This is a genomic window from Spirosoma sp., assembly GCF_026391055.1.
In the GTDB taxonomy this organism is placed as follows: Bacteria; Bacteroidota; Bacteroidia; order Cytophagales; family Spirosomataceae; genus Spirosoma.
The window spans coordinates 146236-164339 of sequence record NZ_JAPLET010000010.1 but is presented as its reverse complement, the minus strand read 5'-3'; the positions used below and the strand labels follow the sequence as shown (position 1 = coordinate 164339).

Annotated in this window: 16 protein-coding genes; 12 read left to right on the top strand and 4 right to left on the bottom strand. The window is 50.2% G+C overall.

The window, feature by feature from the left end; genetic code table 11:
* Positions 1-197: 197 nt before the first annotated feature.
* Complete coding sequence (locus NT073_RS03050; protein ID WP_297368584.1) at positions 198-1532, top strand: NAD(P)/FAD-dependent oxidoreductase; 1335 nt, start codon at positions 198-200, stop codon at positions 1530-1532.
* A gap of 342 nt (positions 1533-1874) precedes the next feature.
* Here NT073_RS03050 and NT073_RS03045 read toward each other — a convergent pair whose 3' ends face one another.
* Positions 1875-2696, bottom strand: a complete 822-nt coding sequence (locus tag NT073_RS03045) for a hypothetical protein (protein ID WP_297368581.1) — start codon at positions 2694-2696, stop codon at positions 1875-1877.
* Positions 2697-3301: 605 nt separating this feature from the next.
* Between NT073_RS03045 and NT073_RS03040 the strand changes: the two genes are divergently transcribed.
* The 11 genes from NT073_RS03040 (at position 3302) to NT073_RS02990 (ending at position 14856) form a co-directional block, all read left to right on the top strand.
* A complete protein-coding gene (locus NT073_RS03040; protein ID WP_297368578.1) occupies positions 3302-5467 on the top strand; it encodes a S46 family peptidase in 2166 nt (721 codons plus the stop codon).
* A 95-nt stretch (positions 5468-5562) separates the two neighbouring features.
* On the top strand, positions 5563-6087 hold the full coding sequence (locus NT073_RS03035; protein ID WP_297368575.1) for a DinB family protein: 525 nt from the start codon (positions 5563-5565) through the stop codon (positions 6085-6087).
* A 76-nt stretch (positions 6088-6163) separates the two neighbouring features.
* On the top strand, positions 6164-8371 hold the full coding sequence (locus NT073_RS03030) for a S9 family peptidase (RefSeq protein WP_297368572.1): 2208 nt from the start codon (positions 6164-6166) through the stop codon (positions 8369-8371).
* A 112-nt stretch (positions 8372-8483) separates the two neighbouring features.
* Positions 8484-9143, top strand: a complete 660-nt coding sequence (locus NT073_RS03025) for a hypothetical protein (RefSeq protein ID WP_297368569.1) — start codon at positions 8484-8486, stop codon at positions 9141-9143.
* A gap of 204 nt (positions 9144-9347) precedes the next feature.
* Positions 9348-10028: an NUDIX hydrolase gene (locus NT073_RS03020; protein WP_297368566.1), complete on the top strand. Its 681-nt coding sequence runs from the start codon at positions 9348-9350 to the stop codon at positions 10026-10028.
* A gap of 16 nt (positions 10029-10044) precedes the next feature.
* On the top strand, positions 10045-10479 hold the full coding sequence (locus NT073_RS03015) for a nucleoside deaminase (RefSeq protein WP_297368557.1): 435 nt from the start codon (positions 10045-10047) through the stop codon (positions 10477-10479).
* 64 nt (positions 10480-10543) lie between these two features.
* A complete protein-coding gene (locus NT073_RS03010) occupies positions 10544-11368 on the top strand; it encodes a hypothetical protein (RefSeq protein WP_297368553.1) in 825 nt (274 codons plus the stop codon).
* Positions 11369-11417: 49 nt separating this feature from the next.
* Positions 11418-12389, top strand: coding sequence for a polyprenyl synthetase family protein (locus tag NT073_RS03005; RefSeq protein WP_297368550.1), 972 nt, complete (start codon positions 11418-11420; stop codon positions 12387-12389).
* A 90-nt stretch (positions 12390-12479) separates the two neighbouring features.
* The gene (locus NT073_RS03000; RefSeq protein WP_297368548.1) at positions 12480-13103 is read left to right on the top strand and encodes a rhomboid family intramembrane serine protease; all 624 of its coding nucleotides are present in this window, start codon (positions 12480-12482) and stop codon (positions 13101-13103) included.
* Positions 13104-13125: 22 nt separating this feature from the next.
* Positions 13126-14022 (top strand): LytTR family DNA-binding domain-containing protein, encoded by an 897-nt coding sequence (locus tag NT073_RS02995; protein WP_297368544.1) that lies wholly within the window; start codon positions 13126-13128, stop codon positions 14020-14022.
* Positions 14023-14157: 135 nt separating this feature from the next.
* Entirely contained in the window at positions 14158-14856 is a 699-nt protein-coding gene (locus NT073_RS02990; protein WP_297368539.1) for a DUF2306 domain-containing protein, read from the top strand.
* Positions 14857-14867: 11 nt separating this feature from the next.
* Here NT073_RS02990 and NT073_RS02985 read toward each other — a convergent pair whose 3' ends face one another.
* The 3 genes from NT073_RS02985 to NT073_RS02975 are packed head-to-tail and all read right to left on the bottom strand — an operon-like array spanning position 14868 to position 17982.
* A complete protein-coding gene (locus tag NT073_RS02985; protein WP_297368535.1) occupies positions 14868-15536 on the bottom strand; it encodes an SGNH/GDSL hydrolase family protein in 669 nt (222 codons plus the stop codon).
* 42 nt (positions 15537-15578) lie between these two features.
* Positions 15579-16889 (bottom strand): MFS transporter, encoded by a 1311-nt coding sequence (locus tag NT073_RS02980; RefSeq protein ID WP_297368532.1) that lies wholly within the window; start codon positions 16887-16889, stop codon positions 15579-15581.
* Between the two features lie 49 nt (positions 16890-16938).
* Positions 16939-17982, bottom strand: a complete 1044-nt coding sequence (locus tag NT073_RS02975) for a Gfo/Idh/MocA family oxidoreductase (protein ID WP_297368529.1) — start codon at positions 17980-17982, stop codon at positions 16939-16941.
* Positions 17983-18104 lie beyond the last annotated feature (122 nt).

Sequence of the window (18104 nt, the reverse complement as noted above, 5' to 3'; positions counted from 1 at the left end):
TAAAGAGCGTATTGGTTTTGTTCTATAGATAGAAAACTCATAAAACGTTGCGGCTGCAGTTACTTTTCCGGGGTGACTTATAACGAAACGACGAAGCTAATGATCAATTGCTCAAATTCATTCGTCGGTTTAAACAAAAGGTCTGATTACAAGGTACTATACCCAGAAAAGAACCGCGTGCTGAACACCCGACGACTATGCTTCAATTCGATAAACTTTCGCTCAATATACCGGATACAACCAAACCAAGGGTCGTTATTATCGGCGGTGGATTTGGTGGCATGAACCTGGCCAAAAGCCTCCGCAATACCGATGTGCAGGTAGTGTTGCTGGACAAACAAAATTATAATGGCTTCTGGCCATTGCTGTATCAGGTAGCCACCGCCGGGCTGGAGCCAGACGCCATTGCCGAGCCATTTCGGAAGATGTTCGATGGCTTCGAAGATTTTCATTATCGGATGGTGCGGGTCAACAAGATAGATCCAGCCACCAAAACAGTAACCACGCTGATCGGCGATTTACACTACGATTATCTGGTGATTGCCAGTGGAACGAAATCCAACTTTTTTGGCAATAAGGATATCCAGAAATATTCATTTCCACTGAAAACCGTCCCGGAAGCCCTCAACGTACGGAGTCAGTTTTTGCAATGTTTTGAACAAGCCAGCGTTACGACTGACCCCGCCGAACGGGAGAGTTTATTGACGTTCGTCATTGCCGGAGCCGGTCCAACGGGCGTCGAAATGGCCGGTTCGCTGGCCGAGATGCGCAAACACGTACTCCCCAGCGATTATCCAGGTCTGGATTTCAGCCAGATGAAGATTTACATTGTAGAAGGGGTGGGTAAAGTGCTTCCGCCCATGTCGGAGGAGGCTGGTAAAAAAGCCCAGCGCTATCTCGAAGACCTGGGCGTTATCATCAAACTAAACACGCTGGTGGAGGGCTACGATGGCGAAACGGTCACGTTTAAAGGCGGTGAACAGATACGAACCCAAACCTTGGTCTGGGGTGCTGGCGTAACTGGTGCGCTGATCGAGGGTATCCCGGCCGAATCAGTTGAGCGTGGCCGAATTCTGGTAGACCCCATCAACCGGGTGCAGGGTTTGACCAATGTGTTTGCTATCGGTGATATTGCCCTCATGAAACTGGAGGATTATCCGAAAGGGCATCCGGGCGTGGCGCAGCCCGCTATTCAGCAGGGTGAACATCTGGCCAAAAATATTCGTCGCTTGTTAAAGAACGAACCGACCGAGCCGTTCAAGTATTTCGATAAAGGATCGCTGGCCATTGTAGGCCGTAGCCGCGCCGTGGCCGATCTGCCGGGAAATATTCATCTGGGTGGCTTTGTCGCCTGGATGGCCTGGCTGTTCGTCCACATCTGGTATCTTGTTGGCTTCCGAAGCAAGCTGGTCGTGTTCAGCAACTGGGTGTACCGTCTGTTCACCTACGAGCGCGGCACCCGGATCATTATTCGGCCGTTTATTCGCAAGGATGATAAAGTAGGGCAGGAGATTATGGCCCAGAGTGAGTAAAATTTAGCTGTTGCCCACAAAAGCAGGGAGCATACAGAGTGAAAAATTGTAACTCTGTGTGCTCCTTGTTCACCAACGGCCAATTGGTCAGTTTATTCATGTATAGATGCTTAACCATGTTTGGAGTAAGTTATCCGCTGGATATGTACGCTCTACGAAATGGAAGTAGACCGTGGCAGTATGTACTGATTCCACACGACGCAATCGATGAAAACAACACCCTGACTGGATTGGCAAAGCAGTTTAATAATTGAAGAAATTAAAAACATTGCTAAGGATTCACCTACGCTAAGGACATAATTTGACAGAGATCACTGTCTAGCCGACCCCTCATCCCATCCGTTACCGCCGATTGATCGGGTAATTAAAGCCAAACTGGTATTTGTATTGAAGTGAGTAGAAATGGTGCGTGGCCAGCCCCTGTTGATCGCCCCCCAGCCGCGTGTTGGTGTAATCGGCCCAGGCCCCCTGAAAGTCCGATTGTAAAAAGAAGTACCTGAGAATATCCAGTCTAAGTCCGGCGCTCAAGGCGGCTACCATACCGTGATAATGAAAAGGGCCTTCCTGATCGTTGCCTAGTATAGCCGAAATCGTGTAAGAGATGAGCGGTCCTCCGCCCACTTTGCCAATAGCAGTTAAGTCAAGGTTTTTGGCATGCCATAGCTTTTTGCGCTTGATTAGGTTAAGCATCAGGTAGTTATTGCCGTTGGTGTGCTGAAGGTGTACGAAGTCTGGTGTTACCAGCGTGTCCTTGTCAATCTGATGTCCCCTTATCTGTCCCTGTACGTGGATAACCTGATTATCTGTGACAATGTACTTAAGGTGATCCCAGCTTAGTTCAATACCCAAATCGTGCTTATCGTTGAAAAAATAACCCGCGTTCATGTCGTATTGTGGCACCGTCAGGTTATCGATCTTATAAAAGTCGTGTAGGTCGGGCCGATCATGGGCTTTTGCGTTGATGAACGTAAAGTCGTAATTATCGGTCGTTGTGTTTCGAAAGTGAATGGTGCTGGTAGTGTACCATTCCCGATTGTAGCCCCAGGTAAAGTAAAAGCTACCCGATTGTTTGCTTGCTTCAAATGGTTGGCTGGACTGCTGCGCGAAGGTGGTTTGAGTTAGGCAATAAAATACGAAAGGCACAAGTAAACGTGTCTGCTTCATAGTGTATGACAAGAACGGTGGTAAGAGGTAAGTACCTCGATAGATGAAGCGTAAAACCGCTTGAGGAGTTCCTGAAGGCAGTATACATGCAGAAACTGCTCATAGATTTGTGAGCAGTTTCTGACTTATGGGGTTATTTACCAACCGCGGTGGCCATAGTTCTCATATCTATAGCCTCGGTTACCTCCATATGGGCGAGGTGGTGGCCCATAATGCCGACGGCCATAGGTATTGACTGATCGGCCTGTGTAATAGGTTGGTCCACAGCTGGTAACAGATATGAGTAGCAGCAAAGCCACTATAAATTCAGGCAATTTTGAGGTTTTCATAACCGGCGAACTGTGTTTTTGAGCAATTCGATAGTTAGATAAGCTGGCTGATCGTTTGATTAAAATGAGGTGGTTAAGCTTCGGTTAAAGTTTGGTGAGTGTGGTCTGGCTGACGCAGTAAATACCCGCGCCAGCAACCAGATTCAAAGCCACGTCGGCCAGTAGAGGTTACCTTTTACAAAAACACGGCTGAAACAGAATGTGGCATCGGGTCAATACTAAAAGGTTTAGCCTAAATTCACGTTTTAGTATCGAACAGTACCATCCTCATCGCTAATGTATAGTATCAAGCTTCATTCTGCTCTGCTGAAAATTACCTGCTGTGCCCTGTTAACGGCTAGCCCGGCTTTTACCCAATCCGTGCCGTTAACGGCCGGATCTTCAACGCTTGGCGATTCAACTAAAGGCGGGCCGCTCGACCTGGGCAAAATGTGGACTTTCGATAGTCCACCCTCCGCGTATTTTAAGAAGACCTACAACTTTACTGCCGATGAAAAGTGGTTCGACGAAGCGCGGCTAGCTTCGCTGCGATTCGCTGACTACTGCTCAGCGTCGTTTGTGTCGGCCAATGGGCTGGTAATGACCAACCACCATTGCGCCCGTGAGTCGGGTACAGGCGTGACCCGAAAAGGCGAAGACCTGAACGCAACCGGATTCTTTGCCAAAACACCTGCCGAAGAGCGGAAAGTGGATGGCCTGTTTGTTGATCAACTGGTGAAGCTTCAGGATATTACTAAACAGGTGCAGGATGCTATGAGTGGCGCAACCTCCGAACAGGCGCAGTTACAGGCCCGTGAACAGGCGTTCTCGGTCATAAAACAGGAGTATGGTACTAAAGAAGGCTGGAAAGGACTCGAACTGCAAACCATCACGTTTTATAACGGAGGGCGCTATGCGTTGTATGGATTCAAACGCTACACCGATGTGCGGCTGGTGTTTATGCCTGAGTTACAGCTTGGTTTCTTCGGGGGCGATTACGACAATTTTACCTATCCGCGTTATGCCCTCGACTGCTCGTTTTTTCGGGTATATGACGGCGGAAAGCCCTTGCAGACAACCCATTTTTTTAAGTTCAATACAAACGGTGTCCGAGATGGCGAGCCCATTTTTGTGATTGGAAATCCTGGCCACACCGAGCGGCTCAAAACAGTTGCCGAACTTGAGTTTGATCGGGATTTGCAAACGCCGGCTACCATTCAAATGATCCAAAACCGATCGGTGGCCTTACAGGCTTATAATGTTACGGCAAAGAATGATAGCGTGCTGAACGAAATTTTCAGTTATGAAAACAGCCTGAAAGCCTACGGCGGTCAGCTCGAAGGGCTGCGCGATGCCAGTTTACTGGCCCGTAAGGTGGTATTTGAGAATCAGTTCAAAGCAGCAGCTAAAGCTAAAAACCTGCCCACCGATCAACTGAAAACCTGGGATGAACTGGCTGCCAATACCGCGCAGCTACGGAGTCTGTTCAAAGACGCGAACTATCTCGGACCCAGCGAGCGCACTATGGGTGAGCTGCTGACCTTCGCCAATGTTGTTACCCAGTTCAGTGAGTTGCTGGCTACCCGCCCGCAGGATGCCGAACGGGCCCGCTCGCTGATGGTTACGCCAGAGGTGAAAAGTATGACGCTGGAAGAAGCGTATCTGGCGGCTCACCTGACCGAAGCACAGCTTGGTTTAGGAAATGACGATCCGTATGTGAAAGCTGCCTTAACCGGTGCCAATGGCAAGCGGCTAACCCCCAAAGAGGCTGCAGCGTACCTTGTGAAAAATACAAAATTGACCGATCCAGCCTTCGTGAGTGAGCTATCGACCCGACCCAATGCGGCAGCGGCTTCCAACGACCCAATGCTGGCACTCGCCCGGATTGGGTTTCCCCGCTACTTGTCAGCCGCCCGTCAGGCCCGTCAGATTTCGCAGAAACAGGAAGTACTTCGCGGGCAGTTGGGCCGAATGCTCTATGATGTGTATGGAACAGCCGTACCGCCGGATGCGACCTTCTCGCTGCGGATCAACGACGGTGTAGTGCAGTCTTATGATTACAATGGCACGAAAGCGCCTATCCTGACAACCTTCGCGGGCTTGTATGACCGCAATTATTCCTTCGCTGATAAAGCCCCCTGGAATTTGCCTGCCCGCTGGAAAAATCCGCCTATGGAATTACTAAAACAACCCATGTGCTTCATCTCGACCAACGACATTATTGGCGGTAATTCGGGGAGTCCGATGATCAATAAAAACCTCGAAGCCGTTGGGCTGGCCTTCGACGGAAACATGGAAAGTCTGCCCGGCGAGTTCATCTTCGTCCCCGACCGTAACCGAACCATTTCGGTGCATACAGGCGGCATCATTGCGGCTATGCGGTATATTTATAGAGCGGATCGGTTGGTGAACGAGCTGACGGGTACGCCGGTAACAGCCAAGCCCAAACCAGTAAAAAAATAGAGAATTATTGCGCTATTGGCATTTCAGGCCGCACAAACTCCCCGAAAGTTCAGTACTTTCGGGGAGTTTGTGTTTTGCCTTTATACGACCTGCTAATGACGAAGTCCGACATTCCCGTGATGCCAAAATTCTTCGACCGGTATATCAATCTGGCCGACAATGACTGGCTCCTTCTCGATGCCCTCACTCAGGGCGCATCCTTCGAAAACCTAATCCCCGCCGAAACGCTCGAAAAACTGGGCGATCTCCGCTACGCACCCGAAAAATGGACGGTAAAAGATATTCTACAGCACATCATTGATACCGAACGCATTATGAGCTACCGGGCTATGCGTATCGCCCGCAATGACAAAACACCTTTACCCGGCTTCGATGAGGTAATGTTTGGTGAAAATGCCAACGGTATTAACCGAACCATCCCCGACTTATACGAGGAATACAGCCTTGTAAGGCAGTCCAACATCGCCATGTTCAAGAGCTTCGACCACGACATGCTGCTGCGTTCCGGAACCTGTTCTGATCAGCCTATCTCCGCCATCGCTCTGGGTTTCGTACTGGTTGGACATGCCACGCACCACGTTAATGTCATTAAAGAGCGGTATTTGCCGCTCCTGGCTTAATAACCTAATGTACCTACGCGGCCCGGTCCGTAGGTACATAACACGTTTACCAACAACCAAATACAACCAACACTTCATGAAAGCAACGTTTTTACTGCTTGTTACCCTTGTGGCGCAGACGGTATGTGCCCAGCAAAAATCAAAAGTTACGGTTACCGACCTGACCCGTATTAAACAGGTTGGTGGGATTTCGTTGTCGCCCGATGGGCAACGAGCTGTGTACGCCCTCGCCACGATTGAACCGAACCCGGACAATAAAGAAGAATACGAGTACAAGACCCATGTTTATTTAACGGGTCTGAAGCCCGGCGATAGCAAAGCTCTGACCCGCGGCCCCGAGTCGGCCCGGCAGGCGGTCTGGTCGCCCGATGGACAACGGATTGCCTTCGTGCGGACGGTGAAAGGAAAAGGCCAGATTTTTATTATGCCGCTGGATGGGGGAGAAGCCTGGCAGCTTACCAACACGACCTACGGAGCATCTACGCCCCTCTGGTCGCCGGATGGAAGCCGGATTTCGTTTACATCGGGTATTACAATGGCTCAGATGTTAACCGATTCGCTAGTGAACCCCGGCAAAAACACGCCCCTCTGGTCGCTGGAGAAGCCTGGCTTTGCGAACAATAGCTTTATCAAGAGCGATAAGAAAATAAAGCCTAATCCGGATGGATCGCTGGCCGAGGTGCGGGCGTATCTGGAAAAAGATGTTGACGATAAGAAAGCGAAAGTGTTTAACCGGCTCAACTTCCAGGGCGAAGCTACTACGGAGCCCGAGATGTCGTTTACGCACATGTATGTAGTTGATGTAAAGGAAGGAGCTACGCCCAAAGCCCTAACACGCGGTTTTTATTCGTATCAGGGCGGTAACTGGCTGCCAAACGGACAGGGGCTGCTGGTCGTTACCGACCGCGATTCGCTCAAACACCCCGACCGCGAGCAGGATAACAGGATCGTTTACATTCCCGCCGATGGGTCGGGTACGCAAAAGGCTATTCTATCAGAAGCTGGTAAAAGCTATCGCTCCCCCAGTGTATCGCCCGATGGGAAGCAACTGGTGTTCATGGTATCCTCATCAGAAGGTGTGAATTTCCCCCAGCTTGGTCTGGCGACGCTCAATGGTACTTTGGTATCGGGTGTTGAACTCGTCACCTTCGACCGGGCACCCAGCAGCATGGCCTGGACAACTGCACCGGCTTCGGCAAAAGGGAAGAAAGGAGCCGCCGGTTATGTCATTTATTTCAATGCATCGGCAAACGGCGGTTCACCCCTGTACCGGCTCGACCCCGCTACGAAGCAGGTCACGCAGCTAACCGATTTCACGGCTGGCGTCACCAGCTTCGACGTGAGCGGTAACCGCGTGGTACTCGCAAAAACGGAAGTTGCAAATCCGTCGGAACTATACCTGACCGATGCAGCCGCCAAAACACAGACTAAACTCAGTAACCATAACGACTGGGTAGCGCAGCGGCAGTTGAGTACACCGGAAAAGCGCACGTACAAAAACTCGCTCGGCCAAACGGTCGATTACTGGATCATGAAGCCGTCGTTCTTCGAGGGTAATAAAAAGTACCCGCTGTTGCTCAACATGCACGGTGGCCCAACGGCCATGTGGGGACCGGGTGAGCCGTCTATGTGGCATGAGTTTCAGTACATGTGTTCGCAGGGGTACGGCGTTGTGTACGCCAATCCGCGCGGATCAGGAGGGTACGGTATCAATTTCCAGCGGGCCAACATCAAGGATTGGGGCACTGGCCCGGCCGAAGATGTGCTGGCTGCCGTTACCGATGCCGCTAAAGAAAGCTGGGTCGATACCAGTCGGCAGGTAATTACGGGTGGTTCGTATGCTGGTTACCTGACAGCCTGGATTGTGGGCCACGACAACCGGTTCAAAGCCGCTTTTGCTCAGCGCGGGGTGTATGATTTGACTACTTTTTTGGGGGAGGGTAATGCCTGGCGGCTGATTCCCAACTATTTTGCCTATCCCTGGTCGGCAGAGGCTAAAGTACTGGATGCCAACTCGCCCTATACCTTCGTCCAGAATATCAAAACGCCTTTGCTCATCAAACACGGGGAAAACGACCTCCGCACCGGGCCAATTCAGAGCGAGATGATGTATAAAAGCCTGAAAATATTAGGTCGCCCGGTCGAGTACGTCCGTATGCCGGGTGCTACGCACGAACTAAGCCGGTCGGGTAACGTTCGGCAACGGATTGACCGGCTGCTGCGGATTTATGAGTTCTTCGAACGGTACGTAGGTCCTGAGGCCCAGGCAATCACCCAAAAATAAACGTATGTGAACCGGTCAAATCAAAAAGAAACCGGTTACTCAAAGAAACGATTTGTCGGTCATCGGATTAAGTTAATTTGTTCATAGCCAATTAACAACTCAACTTAATCCGATGAACAGACAGCTTCTTATACTTGCCTTACTTCTCGTCACAACGGTTTCATTCGGGCAAATTGCCAACGATAACACACTTAAAGCAGAGATCGACGGAAAGGAATTTACTACTCAACCCCGCCGGGTCAGAATCGGTAATTTCTGGTGGATAACGGCGAATACCGTCAAACCTGATAAATCGCTGCGGATCTGGCTGGGTAGCTACGACAAGCGTGAAATCATCGAAACCGGTACCTACCTCGTTGTCGATGCCGATAAGCCTGACACCAAAGAGAATAAGAAAAAGGTAGAGGATTTGGGGAAGTACAAGGGCATTGCGGCCATTAAATATGTGGAGGAAACCCGCGAACCTCGTATGGAATACCACGTTGGTAAATCGCAGAACGGCGATGAAACGATTGACGTAAAAATGGGCGCCGATGGATTTCTGGAAGCAACCTTCTCGACGAACCTCGTTGGAAGTTACTGGAAAGAAAAAGGGACGGCGACCGTATTTGGCGGCATGGGACGGCTAATCAACAAAATGGAAGATAAAGCTATTACCAAAGCCTCCGGCTACGATTCGGCCATCGACCCGGAAGGAAACGGCTATAAAGAACAGGACAAACAGGACCAGATCGTTATCAAAAACGGGGTAGTTAAGTTGAAGTTCAAGTAAGTATTTCTTCGTAACCAACACCGCTATTCCCTCGTTACGTCTTTAACCTGACAGGCATCAGGTTAAAGACGTTTTTTTTGTAGTGCCGATCGCGTCCCGGTTGGGGGATAAATTAGTACATAAACGACCGACCAGGACGGTGGGCACCAGACACTTTATTGAAAAAGTTAAAACGCCGAAGCCGTTTTATACATAACTAGCGGTATGAAAAACCACAAAGAGTCGCTTGAGGATGCGCCCAAGTTCCGCTACTGGAAGAGCCAGGCCGAAACCAATGGCTTGAAGATTAATAACGTAAAAGACTTTTACATCCGCTACCGACATAATGGTGAAGTCCTGTTCGCCATGCTGGAAGTGGACGCCGATACGCCCGAAGGCGACAAAATCCCACCCGCGCTCTTCCTGAAAGGCCACGCTGTTTCGGTATTGGTGTGCCTGATCGAAAAAGAAACGCGTCAGAAATTCGTGGTGCTGGTCAAGCAGCGACGCATAGCCGATGGCTCACAAACCTACGAACACCCCGCCGGTATGGTCGATGCCAGCGACGCCCCCGACGAAGTAGCTGCCCGCGAACTCGGCGAAGAAATCGGTCTGACCGTCGCGGCCAGTGAGTTGACGAAGCTTAACCCGAGGGTGTGGCACCCCAGCACCGGCACCAGCGATGAAGGGATGCACTTTTTCTATTTGGAAAAAGAAATGACCCGCGATGAAATCATGGCGTTTCACTTGCAGAACATGGGTAATCAGTCGGAGTTTGAGCGAATTACGAGCGTGGTGGCTACGTTGCCTGAAGCCCATACGCTCATTACCAACGTCAATGGTCTGTTGCTGCATTTTTTGTATTTACAGCATGTTGGGGATTATGAGACCATGAAATTGTTATAGGCTAAACTGGAAGGATATGGATGAATTTATGCAGGAGGCTATTAATCAGGCCCGCAAAAGTTTGAGCGAAGGGGGTATTCCTATTGGGTCAGCTCTGATCAAAAATGGCGAACTGGTGGCGTCGGGCCACAACAAGCGCGTGCAGGAAAACAACCCAATTCTGCACGGCGAGATGGATTGCCTGAATAATGCCGGACGGGTAGGATCATTCCGCAACACCGTTATTTATTCGACACTAATGCCCTGCTATATGTGTGCCGGAACTATTGTGCAGTTCAAAATACCCAAAGTAATCGTTGGTGAGTCGCGTACGTTTCCGGGGGCGCGGGAATTTATGGAGCAGCATGGCGTCGAAGTCATTGACCTCGACCTGCCCGAATGCGTCGACATGATGAACCAGTTTATTGCCGAGAAGCCAGCCCTCTGGAATGAGGATATTGGCGAGCTGTAAGTAAGGTCCGGTTACCTTCTCTTTAATCATTCGTCACAGGGGTTTATCATACTGATTTACCCCTGTGCGCTATTTGTGGTATTGGTTTAGTTTACTTGGCTGTATCGGCTATTCGTCAGGGGCACTGGCGCAACGTTCCGAAATCTGGCGGGAGCGCCCCGGCACCTGGCTTCTTAACGGCGGTTTGGGGGTTACCCATTACCTGGGCGATTTAACTGAAGCGGGTAACCTGGGTTATCTGCGGTTAGGGGCAGCCATAAATGGGGCTATAGCCTATCGGTACTCTCCCCAGCTAACGCTTCGGGCCGAGGTACAGATCTACTACATACGCGGTACGCACGAGAACACCCATCTGGAGTATAATAACCTTTCGTTTCTCAGTATAAACCCCGATATATGGGCAGGTGTGCAATGGGATTTCTGGCCCGCCAGCGACCAGAATCATGTCATTATCCCCTACGCACTGGCTGGTACCGGACTTACCTATATGACCCCCAGAGCAGTGTTTAGCCGTCAGCTCGTTAGTCTGGCTCCCTTACAGACCGAAGGCGTAAAGTACAACCGGCTACCCTTCATTTTGCGTTATGGACTCGGCGTGCCCATTCATGCAACGGAGCGGTTCAGGTGGAACCTGGAGGCTACCTATACCCACGTTTTCAGCGACTACCTGGACGATGTGAGTACGGTATATCCCGACCTGACCAAGATGGACCCCTTTGCCGCAGCCTTGTCGGACAGGCGTCTTGAGCTGGGCCTGAAGCCAAATGCGCCAGGAGCCCAACGTGGTAACAGTCAACGGCGTGATGGTTATTTTATCTTATCGGCAAGGCTTATTTATATGATTAATACGCCTTCTTACCGGAATTATCGACGGATATTTCACCGTTAGGGTTTTGAGGTCTTTTGCTGTAATTTTGGCCGAAACGTAACCCTGACGAATGAGTCCTGCTATATTCATTAATGCACTTCAAGAAGAACTTCAGTCTATACAATACGGGCAAAACCCGCCCGAACTTTACAATCCTATTCGCTATATAATGAGCTTGGGAGGTAAGCGGATGCGCCCCCTGTTGACGCTGATGGGCGCTTATCTCTTTACGGATGACTGGCGAAAGGCCGTTCGCCCCGCGTTGGGCGTCGAGGTTTTTCACAACTTTACGCTCATGCACGACGATATTATGGACCAGGCTCCGCTACGCCGGGGACAGCCGACCGTGCATGAAAAATGGAACGGTAACATTGCCATTCTGTCGGGAGATGTTATGCTTGTTAATGCGTACCAGCTTATGCTCAATGTCGAAGCGGATAAGCTGGCTGTTGCGCTAGCCCGATTTAGCCGTACAGCCGCTGAGGTCTGCGAAGGGCAGCAGATGGACATGAATTTTGAAACACGCTGGGACGTTTCCGAAGCCGAATATATTGACATGATTCGCCTTAAAACATCCGTTTTACTGGGGTATGCCCTGGAACTGGGCGGGTTGATTGGTGGCGCCGATGAAGAAACTACCTTACACCTCTACGAAGGCGGCATGAACATTGGCGTTGGCTTTCAGTTAAAAGATGACTTACTGGACGTATACGGCGACCCGGCCAAGTTTGGCAAACAAGTAGGCGGAGACATTATTGCCAACAAAAAAACGTTTTTACTCATCGAAGCACTGGCGCAGGCTAAAGGGCCTCTGCGGGATGAATTAATCGACTGGCTCACCCGTACCAAGTTCGATAAAGCCGAAAAAGTAAAGGCGGTTACCACCATTTATGACCAGTTGGGTATTCGGGAGCTGACAGAGTTGCGAATCAATGAGTATTTCGCACGCGGGTTTGCGAATTTCGATCAGATCAATGCCCGGCCCGAGCGGAAGGGGTTATTGATTCAATTTGCCCGCCAGTTAGTTGAACGGGAAAGCTAGAAAGAGCGATGTAAGATATAGGGTGTGTTGCTTTCGCGTCAGCCATTTCGTACATCATACACCATACATACTACATCCTATATCCAACTCATGAGCATTACCTTAATAATCATTGTTGTCACGGTTATTATCAGTGTAGCCGCCTGGAACAATTACAGCCTGATGAATCAGTGGATTATGAATCCCTATCAGGTGTCGAGTCGTGGGCAGTACTACCGCCTGATTACATCTGGTTTTCTACATGCCGACTGGGGGCATCTGTTCTTCAACATGCTCAGTCTATACTTCTTTGGCGGCTTTATTGAACAGGTGTTTACCATGCTGTTTGAAGGGAGCGGAGGGCCTTATCTTATTGGCTTTTATTTGGTGGCTATCCTGGTATCAGATATCCCTAGTTTTCTAAAACACCGAAACGATCCTGGCTATAACTCGCTGGGAGCATCGGGGGGCGTATCGGCGGTTATTTTCGCGGCTATCCTGTTCCGGCCTTTAACACCAATCTACCTGTACTTCATTCCGATTGGTATTCCAGGGTTTATTTTTGGTGCCCTGTATCTGGCTTATTCATACTATGAGTCACGGCGTGGCGCGGGCAATGTCAATCATGATGCTCACTTTTACGGTGCCTTATTCGGAGTTGTCTTTATGATTATTGTGTACCCCGAAGTGCTGCCCAGCTTTTTTGAGCAGATTGCGGGTTGGCGGTTATTTTAGTTAACACCGGTGTATTTAACTCATGGTTCGATTTCTTAATCAACCCTATCCGATTGATTACTCCGCCGGGTCTCAACTCCGAAAGGCTACGTTGATTGGCTTATTTGTTGGGCTGTTTTTGCTTGTCTTTCAGCCATTTGGTCTGAATTCATGGGAAACACCCAATAAAGTAATCAAGATTCTGGGCTTCGGTGCTGTAACCTTTATAGTAACGGTCTTGAATTTTATCGTTTTGCGGAGGTTGTTTCCCCGGCTATACGTAGAAGAACAGTGGACTGTAGGGCGGGAAATTGTGGCTTTGATGGTCAATATCTTACTGATTGCCATAGCCAACCGGCTTTATCTGGGCTGGCTTTTGGGACCCGATGGAAGCAGCGGTATAAGTTGGTTGGGTATGATCCTGGTAACGTTCCTCATCGGGTTGTTTCCTGTAACGGGGCTCGTATTTGTCAGTTATATTACCCAGCTTAAAAAATATAGCCAGGCCGCTGCCAGCCTGCCAATTCATGTACATAATGAAGTAACGACGCTCGCCCGAAAAGTCCCCGTCGGTCCGGCAACTGAGCCTGTTAATACAACCGTTACGCTCGTAGCTGACAACGAAAAAGATAGCGTCGTCCTGGATGCAGAAGATCTACTCTTTGTTGAGTCGAGTGATAATTACTGCACCGTTACCTATCTCCGGAATAAACAGGTAGCCAAGCCGCTACTGCGCAGCAGCCTCAGCCGGCTGGAGAAACAAATTACGCAGCCTTACATTGTCAGATGCCACCGTTCGTACATCGTTAACCTCAACCGGGTGGAGCGTGTAACGGGGAATGCGCAGGGGTATAAACTGCACTTATTGTCCGGGCAGTTTATCGTTCCTGTATCCCGACAATACAACGAGACGCTGATTGCGGAGTTAAAAGCGTTGTAAAACGCCCCACCATTCGTCCCAATGGACGCTATTCTTTGTCAAACGCCCCAAACTGTGTCGTAGAGCCCTATTTTTCGCCGTATACCCATCGGCCGCCGTACGTTTGTCTCAACGAAAACAAACCCGGCAACGGCCATGAAAACAGTAATTCTTTCCCTGCTCATTCTCCACATTGCTACCGGCATCACGGCGTTGCTGGTTGGCCTTATTCCAATGATTACTAAAAAAGGCGGTCGTTTACATAACCGCGTCGGCCTTATTTACGTCTACTGCATGATTACGGTAGCCGTGTCGGCGCTACTGCTGTGTGTCTTGCAACCGTTCAAAATGATGCGGTTGTTTCTGACAGGTATTGCCGTTTTTAGCTTCTATCTGAGCATGACTGGCTGGCGGGCCACAAAGCAGAAAAAAGCGGGTCCTAACTCATTCGATAAAGGGCTTACCTTCATAACGCTGCTGGTCAGTCTGGCTATGATTGGCTTTGGTATACATCTGCTGATACAATACGGCCTGTCGTTCTTCCCAATCCTGTTTACGTTCTTTGGTCTGCTGACCCTGACGTTTGCCAGTCGAGATATTCAATCTATGATGCGCCCTACCGAAAAGATGCATTGGTTTTTCCAGCATTTCACCCGAATGGGCGGCTCCTACATTGCCACCTTTACGGCTGCTTTAGTAACGAACATGCCCCATGTGTTACCTGCAAATGCACCCGAGTGGATGGCTACGGTAAGTTGGATGGCACCTACATTGGTAGGTAGCGTAATCATCGGCTGGACGGTCCGATATTACAAGATAAAGTTTAGTGGCTCTAAACGCCCGGCTGTTGTTTAGCCGGGACTCGGCTAGTTCGTCAGCCGGGACTTTGCTACCGGCAAAGCTTTCTCGGCCCACAGTTTCATTTGTTTTCCTGAGTAATGAAGGCCGTCTGAAGCGAACTGACTTTCGTCGCCGGTAGCAGAGCGGGTCAGTGGGGTAATGTCGACATACGCAATGGCCGCCTTCAGACACTCCTCTTTCGCAATGGTGTTGAACTGGTCAATTTCATGGGCTATTTTGTTCCTATCCCGATCAGCGGCAAACGGAGAAGCGCCCCAATCCGGAATAGACAGCACGAAGACGCGCGCCGATTTGCCACCTGCATACTGTACCGCCGTTTGCAGCAATTCCCGAAATTCGGTTCGGTAGCGGTCGGAACTCTGCCCCCGGTATTGATTATTAACGCCAATCAGCAGCGAAACCAAGCTGTACGTATTCCGGTTACCGCTGATTTTAATAGCCTCCTGCAATTCGGCTGTAGTCCAGCCTGTTTTAGCAATAATTGCCGGGCTCGCTACATCGATACTCTGCTTGCGTAGCATACCGGCCAGTTGAACGCTCCAACGGTCTGCTTCGGCTACGCTCTCGCCAATGGTGTACGAATCGCCGAGGGACAAAAATGTGTAGTTGGCCTCGGGTGCTGTCGGCAGAAAGCTGGTCATCAGGAGAAAAATCAAAACCGGGATGGCAACCATAATTTTTACGAGAGAGAAAGCAACGGCCTAATCCGTAGCAGACTATTTTTCGAGAGTAGGTTTTGGGTTGCCTAAATTAATTGAAAATGGTTTCATGGCCGGAACCAGCAGATGAATACTTAGTAAAGCGATTAGGTAAGCGCTTCCACACAGCACAAAAAGAATATTGTAGCCGGTTGCGATACTGCCTGCTGCCTTGTAGGAATCCAGCAGAGAGCCGACCAGTATCGGAAACAGTAAACCACCAATGGAGCCAGCCATACCACCTATCCCGACAACCGAACTTACGGCTTTTCGGGGAAATAGGTCCGACACAAGGGTAAACAGATTGGCGCTCCAGGCCTGGTGTGCTGCCACAGCCAGGCCTAGTAACGCAATTACCTGCCAGAGGTCAGTTGCAAACTGAATAGCCATAATTGGAACAATGCACAGCGCAAACACCAGCATCGACGCTTTACGCGCCCAGTTAACAGACCAGCCCTTCCCCAGGAAATAGCCGGAGATATAACCGCCCCCCACGCTACCAATGGTGGCAGACGAGTAAATCAGGATGAGTGGTAAGCTGGGTTTGGTTAAATTGATCTGAAAGGTAGAGGCCAAAAAGGAAGGCAGCCAGAACAGGAAAAACCACCAAACCGGATCTGTTAAAAGTTTTCCCAGGATGAAAGCCCAAGTCTGCCGACGGTTCAACAAGTCGAGCCACTTCAGCGGAGGCTCAATGGCATTCGTCGGGGTGGTTTCGCTGATATAGGTCAGTTCTTCAGGCGAGATTTTTTTGTGAAGGCTTGGTTTTTCATAATACATCCACCAGAAAATCAGCCAGATAAAGCCGATGGCTCCTGTAGCGAGAAAAGCGGCCTGCCAACCGTACTGCCCCAGAATCCAGGGGACCATGAGCGGGGCAACAACGGCACCAATGTTGGTACCTGAGTTAAAAATACCCGTAGCAAACGCCCGGTCTTTCTGCGGAAACCATTCGGTAACCGTTTTAATAGAAGCCGGAAAATTTCCGCCCTCGCCTAACCCCAGCACAGCTCTGAAAACCCCAAAACCGAACGTACTGCTGGCTACCGCGTGAAGCATGGCCCCGATACTCCAGACAAAGACGGATATACTATACCCGATTTTTGCGCCAATTCGGTCAATTGCCCAGCCAAAGCCAATGAAACTGAGCGCATAAGCGGCCTGAAACGCCATTACGACATGGCTGTAGTCCGTTTCTGTCCAGGCAAAGACTTTTTCCAGGGTTGGTTTTAGCAGACTGATCACCTGCCGATCCAGGTAGTTGATGGTGGTGGCCACGAAAAGCAAGGCGGTCATCTGCCATCGGTAACTGGTTGGGAATTTTGGCATCGAAAATGGGGTGTTAAAGAGTGTAGAGTCTGGTCAGAACCGGGCTTGTTCAGAAGGGCAATGTGCGACCTTCAAGGCTGCTTTGCCGGGCGAGGGCAATTACCCGGGCAATTTGCTGTATTTCGTGGGGTTTCACAAGCGGATCAGCCCCATCGGCAATAGTTGCATGCACACCTGCATAATAAGCACCGTAATTGCCGGGCAGGCTCTCCACCTGTTCCGAAAGCCCGTTGGCGGTGAGCGTTCCCCAACGATCGGCTGGTTCAATGCCAAATGCTGGCTCGTTTGGGAGCCTGTTCTTCCGGAGTTCTTCTTCCTGAACATCCAGTCCGCCCTTAATGAATGATCCTCCCGTACCGTGGACGCTGAAACGAAGTTGATTCTGGTGCATCATCAGGCTTGACTTAAGCGTCACCTGCTTGCCCGTGTAGCCCAGCCGTATGGTAAAAAAGTCTTCGATCATGCTGTTGGGCCGTATCATTCCAACCTCTGCCGAAACGGATTGTGGCTTCCCGAATACCTGGAGTGCCTGATCAATCAGGTGTGGGCCCAGGTTGTAGAGGCTGCCCCGCCCTTCGCCCGGACGCTCTTTCCAGGATTGATTTCGACTGTCTACCGGCATCAGCCGATCATAGCGGGCCTCGTAATCAAGTACGTCGCCCAACCGATTCTGGTCCATCAATTGTTTGACCGTCAGAAAATCTGAGTCCCAGCGCCGGTTCTGATAAGCGGTAGCCAGCAACCCTTTTTTTGCGGCAAGTTCGAGTAGCTGATCGGTTTCGGATTCAGTAGTGGCAAAGGGTTTCTCAACGACAACGTGTTTATTGTGCTCCAGAGCCTCTTTGGCATACTGAAAATGAGTTTCGTTGGGTGAGCAGATAAAAACCAGCTGAATGGAGTCGTCGGCAAACAGGTCGTCGGCCGTTGTTACCGTGCTTATGCTGGGGTCGAAAGCGGCCACTTCATCAGGGCGGCTGGTGACTACCTTTCGTAGCTCGAAACCGGGGTGTGTCGACAGGAACGGCGCGTGGAAATAGCGGCCCGATAGACCGAACCCAACCAGACCAACCGTTATTTTTTGCTGAGATATCATAAAGTTAACGTAAGCAACGGGTGTTTAGTGGTTGTCATCTACCCGTTACCCAGCGTTAATGAAGACGTTTTGTATGATCTTTTACTTAAATTCTGCTTCCTGAGCTGCCTTCAGGTCTTTTA

Excerpts from the sequence above, each read along its gene's own strand:
- NT073_RS03005 (WP_297368550.1), top strand. The coding sequence starts at position 11,418 with ATGAGTCCTGCTATATTCATTAATGCACTTCAAGAAGAACTTCAGTCT.
- NT073_RS03000 (WP_297368548.1), top strand. The coding sequence starts at position 12,480 with ATGAGCATTACCTTAATAATCATTGTTGTCACGGTTATTATCAGTGTA.
- NT073_RS02995 (WP_297368544.1), top strand. The coding sequence starts at position 13,126 with ATGGTTCGATTTCTTAATCAACCCTATCCGATTGATTACTCCGCCGGG.
- NT073_RS03020 (WP_297368566.1), top strand. The coding sequence starts at position 9,348 with ATGAAAAACCACAAAGAGTCGCTTGAGGATGCGCCCAAGTTCCGCTAC.
- NT073_RS03050 (WP_297368584.1), top strand. The coding sequence starts at position 198 with ATGCTTCAATTCGATAAACTTTCGCTCAATATACCGGATACAACCAAA.
- NT073_RS02985 (WP_297368535.1), bottom strand. The coding sequence starts at position 15,536 with ATGGTTGCCATCCCGGTTTTGATTTTTCTCCTGATGACCAGCTTTCTG.
- NT073_RS03045 (WP_297368581.1), bottom strand. The coding sequence starts at position 2,696 with ATGAAGCAGACACGTTTACTTGTGCCTTTCGTATTTTATTGCCTAACT.
- NT073_RS03040 (WP_297368578.1), top strand. The coding sequence starts at position 3,302 with ATGTATAGTATCAAGCTTCATTCTGCTCTGCTGAAAATTACCTGCTGT.
- NT073_RS02980 (WP_297368532.1), bottom strand. The coding sequence starts at position 16,889 with ATGCCAAAATTCCCAACCAGTTACCGATGGCAGATGACCGCCTTGCTT.
- NT073_RS02990 (WP_297368539.1), top strand. The coding sequence starts at position 14,158 with ATGAAAACAGTAATTCTTTCCCTGCTCATTCTCCACATTGCTACCGGC.
- NT073_RS03035 (WP_297368575.1), top strand. The coding sequence starts at position 5,563 with ATGACGAAGTCCGACATTCCCGTGATGCCAAAATTCTTCGACCGGTAT.
- NT073_RS03030 (WP_297368572.1), top strand. The coding sequence starts at position 6,164 with ATGAAAGCAACGTTTTTACTGCTTGTTACCCTTGTGGCGCAGACGGTA.
- NT073_RS03025 (WP_297368569.1), top strand. The coding sequence starts at position 8,484 with ATGAACAGACAGCTTCTTATACTTGCCTTACTTCTCGTCACAACGGTT.
- NT073_RS02975 (WP_297368529.1), bottom strand. The coding sequence starts at position 17,982 with ATGATATCTCAGCAAAAAATAACGGTTGGTCTGGTTGGGTTCGGTCTA.
- NT073_RS03015 (WP_297368557.1), top strand. The coding sequence starts at position 10,045 with ATGGATGAATTTATGCAGGAGGCTATTAATCAGGCCCGCAAAAGTTTG.